Origin of the sequence: Mesorhizobium sp. M7A.F.Ca.US.002.01.1.1, assembly GCF_004022955.1 — a bacterium.
Classification (GTDB): domain Bacteria; phylum Pseudomonadota; class Alphaproteobacteria; order Rhizobiales; family Rhizobiaceae; genus Mesorhizobium; species Mesorhizobium ciceri.
This window is the reverse complement of record NZ_RZQE01000511.1, coordinates 1-4,069: the sequence shown is the minus strand read 5'-3', so window position 1 is coordinate 4,069 and position 4,069 is coordinate 1. Positions and strand designations below refer to the sequence as shown.

Genomic DNA, 4,069 nt, shown 5'->3' with positions numbered 1-4,069 from the left:
CACCGGTACAGATGTCCTCATCCACGCCGAACTTCGGTTTCACGACACGGGTCCCGCCCTTGATCGCCTTGTCGACCAGCGGCTTTTCGCGGCGCTGGCGGTTGAGCATGCATTCGGACGAGGCGACGATGACTTTCGGCCCCTTCTCCTCCGTCGTCAGCGCCTCGCGCAGCGTGTCCTGCATCTTGGTCACGTCATAGGTGCGGTCGACATGGCGCAGCCATTTGACGCCCATGCCTTTGACCGCCTCGGTGATCGGATGCTTCGTCGACTTGGTCTTGTTGCCGGCGCGGGACGAGAGGATGTCCTGGCCGCCGGTGGCGGCCGAGTAAAAATTATCGACGATGACGATGACGCCGTCGTTCTTGTTGAACACCGCGTTGCCAATTGAGGAGGTCAGGCCGTTGTGCCAGAAGCCGCCGTCGCCGACGAAGGAGATGGAACGCCGCTTGGCATCAGGCGAATTGAAGGCTGAGGCGGAGGCCGGGCCCAGCCCGTAGCCCATGGTGGTGGCGCCGAGCTCGAAAGGCGGCATGATCGAGAACAGATGGCAGCCGATGTCGGAGGCGATGTGATGCTTGCCGAGCTCCTGCTCGACCAGTTTTGTCGCGGCAAAGATCGGCCGTTCCGGGCAGCCGATGCAGAAGCCCGGCGGACGGCCCGGCACGACATTGATGAGGTCGGCTGCATCAACGCCGTCGCCGACCTTGTTGGGCGCGCGCACCTCGCCCGGCAGCAGATGCGGCGCCTCGGCGCGCAGGAAGGCGCCGATGCCGTCGAGCATGACCTGGCCGGTATATTCGCCGGCCATCGGCAGATGCTCCTTGCCAACCAGCCTGGTGCCTCGACCGGCCTTGTGCAGCATCGAAGCAAAGGCCTGTTCGATGTAGTTGGGCTGGCCTTCCTCGACGACCAGCACCGACTGCTTGCCCTCGCAGAACGACAGGAACTCGTCATCGATCAAGGGATAGACGGCATTGAGCACATAGAGCGGCACGTCGGTGTCGCCATAGGTGTCGGCAAGGCCGAGCCGCTGCAGCGCGCGGATGACCGAATTGTACATGCCGCCCTGCATGACGATGCCGACCGAGCCATGGTCCGAGCCGAAGAACTCGTTGATCTTGTTCTTGGCGATGAAGTCGACCGCCGCCGGCCAGCGTTTCTGCACCTTCTCCTTCTCATGCAGGAAGGAGGCGGGCGGCAGCACGATGCGGCCGGTGTCGCGGCGCGGCGCGTCGAGGGCATCGGCGACCGTCATCGGCGGCCGCTTGTTGTCCTTGGCGATGAAATGGCCATGCACGTGGCAGCAGCGGATGCGCACCTGCAGCATGACCGGCGTGTTGGAAATCTCCGACAGCTCGAAACCATCCTCCACCGCCTTGACGATCGACGGCAGGTTGGGTCGCGGGTCGAGCAGCCACACCTGGCTTTTCATGGCGAAGGCATGGCTGCGCTCCTGCATGATCGAGGAGCCCTCGCCATAGTCTTCGCCGACGATGATCAGCGCGCCGCCGGTGACGCCGCCGGAGGCGAGATTGGCCAGCGCGTCGGAGGCGACGTTGGTGCCGACCGTCGACTTGAAGGTCGCCGCACCGCGAATGGGATAATGCACTGACGCCGCCAGCATGGCGGTGGCAGTGGCTTCCGAGGCGCTGGCTTCGAAATGCACGCCGAGCTCGCCCAGAATGTCCTGCGCGTCGGCCAGCACGTCCATCAGGTGACTGATCGGCGCGCCCTGATAGCCGCCGACATAGCCGACGCCGCATTGCAGCAGCGCCTTGGTGATGGCGAGAATGCCTTCGCCGGCAAACTCCTCGCCGGCACCGAGCCTGAGTTTTTCGACTTCCCTGGCAAAAGACCGTTCGGCCATTCTTTTTCTCCCTTCCGTTACCGCCAGCGCTGGCGGCGCGTAGGTCTAGATGTCGTGCTTGCGAATGTTCTTCAGCATCTTCAAAAGCGTGGCGATGAGCGCGGAATATTCGGCATCGTCGATGTCGTCGAACATCGCTTCGAACGCGTCGTGCATGGCCGGCCAGGCGCGGGTGAACTCGGCGCGGCCCTCGTCGGTCAGGAACACATGGCGGATTCGGCTGTCGGTGACACCCTGCTCGCGTCGCACCAGACCCTGGCCCTCCAGCGTATCGAGGGTCCGGCTCAAGGTCGATTGCTCGATGACCGTATAGACCGAGAGGTCGTTGACGGTGATACCGTCGGTGACCGACAGCACGGCGAGCGTGCGGACCTGCGGGATGGTCAGGCCCTGCTTGCGGAAATCGTCGCGCAAGGTGGCGTTGTAGCGGCCCATGATGCGGTTCATCAGATAGGGCGCGAATTGCTGCAGCCCGATCTGCCCCAGGGTCGAAATGCGCTGGCGCTTTTCCGCGACCTTCTCTTCCATCACAGCCTCCCCGCCAGGAGAAAGCCGGAACCGCCGCCGAGACCCGCACCCGGGTGGGTCGAGGCGCCGATATGGTAGAGACCCTTGATGCCGGTCTGATGGTTGCGGCTGGTCTTGAACGGCCGCCACAGGAAAGACTGGTCGATGGTCGAGGAACCGCCATAGGGGTCACCGCCGACCAGGTTGATGTTCATCGCCTCCAGATCGGCCGGCGAATAGGCGCGGCGCGCGATGACGCTGTCCTTGAAGCCTTCGATATGGCTGGCGAGGATCGCCTCAATGCGGTCGGCATAGGCTTCGCGCAGCACATCGGTCCATTGCCCGTCTGCCGGCGCCTGCAGCTTGCCGGCCGCGTCGCCCTTGATGTGGCGAGGCGCCTCTGGCAGTTGCAGCCACAGGATCGCCTTGCCCTCCGGGCAGCGCGACGGGTCGAGCGCGTGCGGCTGGCCGACGCAGATGGTCGGCACCTCCGGCAGCATGCCGCGCGCCGCCTCGTTGCAAGCTTTCGAGACGCCATCCAGGCCGGGCGTGAGGTGCAGCAACGCCACCTTATCCAAGCCTTCGCCCGGCCATGCGGGCGGTTTGTCCAAGGCGTAGTGGATCTGGAAATTGCCTTTGCCGTAGCGGTACTTTTGCGTCGCCTCGACATCGGCTTTGGGTGCATCCGTGCCAAGCAGCCTGCCATAGAGCTGCGTTGGCGTAACCGAGCAGATGACGCTCTTGTCGGCATTGATTGTCTCGCCCGAGGCCAGCCGCACGGCGGTTGCCCGGCCATTGTTTTGAACGATCGAAGCGACATCGGCGCCGGTGCGGATATCGCCGCCGCGTTCCCGAATCAAAGCCTCGAAGGCCGCCAGCAGGTTTTTTGCCCCACCCTTGACGATCGGTGCTCCGGCCGCCTCAAGTGCGAAGGCGATCACCTTGGCGATCTGGCCGGAGAAGGCGTCCTCGGGTCCAAGCCCGGCATGCAGTACCCAGGGTGCCCACAGCGCGCGGATGGTTTCGGACCGGTAGGTGTTTTCGAGCCAGCCGCGCGCCGGCACCAGAGCTTCGCCGAGGAAGGCGGCAAGGCCGCGCGGGCCACGCCGCCAGCCATCACCGGCAAGCAGCTTCGCTGTCGGGTAGGACCACAGGCTGCCGCCGAGCAAGCCGAACAGCAGGCCGGCATTGCGTTCGATGCCGCCGACATCATCCGCGTGCCGGTCACCGTCGCCTGCCGCGATTGCGTTGAGGGCGGCGATGTTGGCGGCACGGTCGGTGCTGAGCACGGCATGGCTGCCATCCGGCCGCAGCACGCCCGTCGGCGTGCCCGTGTGGCAGAACTCCAGCCCGTGGCGCGCGAGATCGGCGCCCAGTGCCGCAAAGGCCGGCGAGGTGATGAACAGCACGAAGGTCGTCGCCATCACATCATGGATGAAGCCGGGTGCGGTGATCTCCTCGGTGCGCAAGCAACCGCCAATGCGGTCGTTGCGCTCCAGGACGAGCACACGCGCCCCTTTGCCGCCGAGCATCGCCGCGCAGACCAGCGCGTTGATGCCGCTGCCGACGATGATGTGATCGGGGGCGGTCATTGGCGGTTGCTCTTTGCTTGCGGGCAGTGGAGTTCAATCGCGTGGAATTGCGCTCTACGGCGCCCCCCTCTGGCCTGCCGGCCATCTCCCCCTCTTGGGG

The 4,069-nt window shown here is 65.0% G+C and carries 3 protein-coding genes; all 3 read right to left on the bottom strand.

Annotated elements, in window-relative coordinates; genetic code table 11:
* A partial coding sequence (locus EN932_RS30830; protein WP_164890704.1) for an indolepyruvate ferredoxin oxidoreductase subunit alpha occupies positions 1-1,870 on the bottom strand: 1,870 nt, incomplete at its 3' end.
* A 45-nt stretch (positions 1,871-1,915) separates the two neighbouring features.
* Positions 1,916-2,398, bottom strand: coding sequence for a MarR family transcriptional regulator (locus EN932_RS30825; RefSeq protein ID WP_013527967.1), 483 nt, complete (start codon positions 2,396-2,398; stop codon positions 1,916-1,918).
* Positions 2,398-3,969, bottom strand: coding sequence for an NAD(P)/FAD-dependent oxidoreductase (locus tag EN932_RS30820; protein WP_063169954.1), 1,572 nt, complete (start codon positions 3,967-3,969; stop codon positions 2,398-2,400). Before EN932_RS30820 ends, EN932_RS30825 begins: the two co-directional genes overlap by 1 nt.
* Positions 3,970-4,069 lie beyond the last annotated feature (100 nt).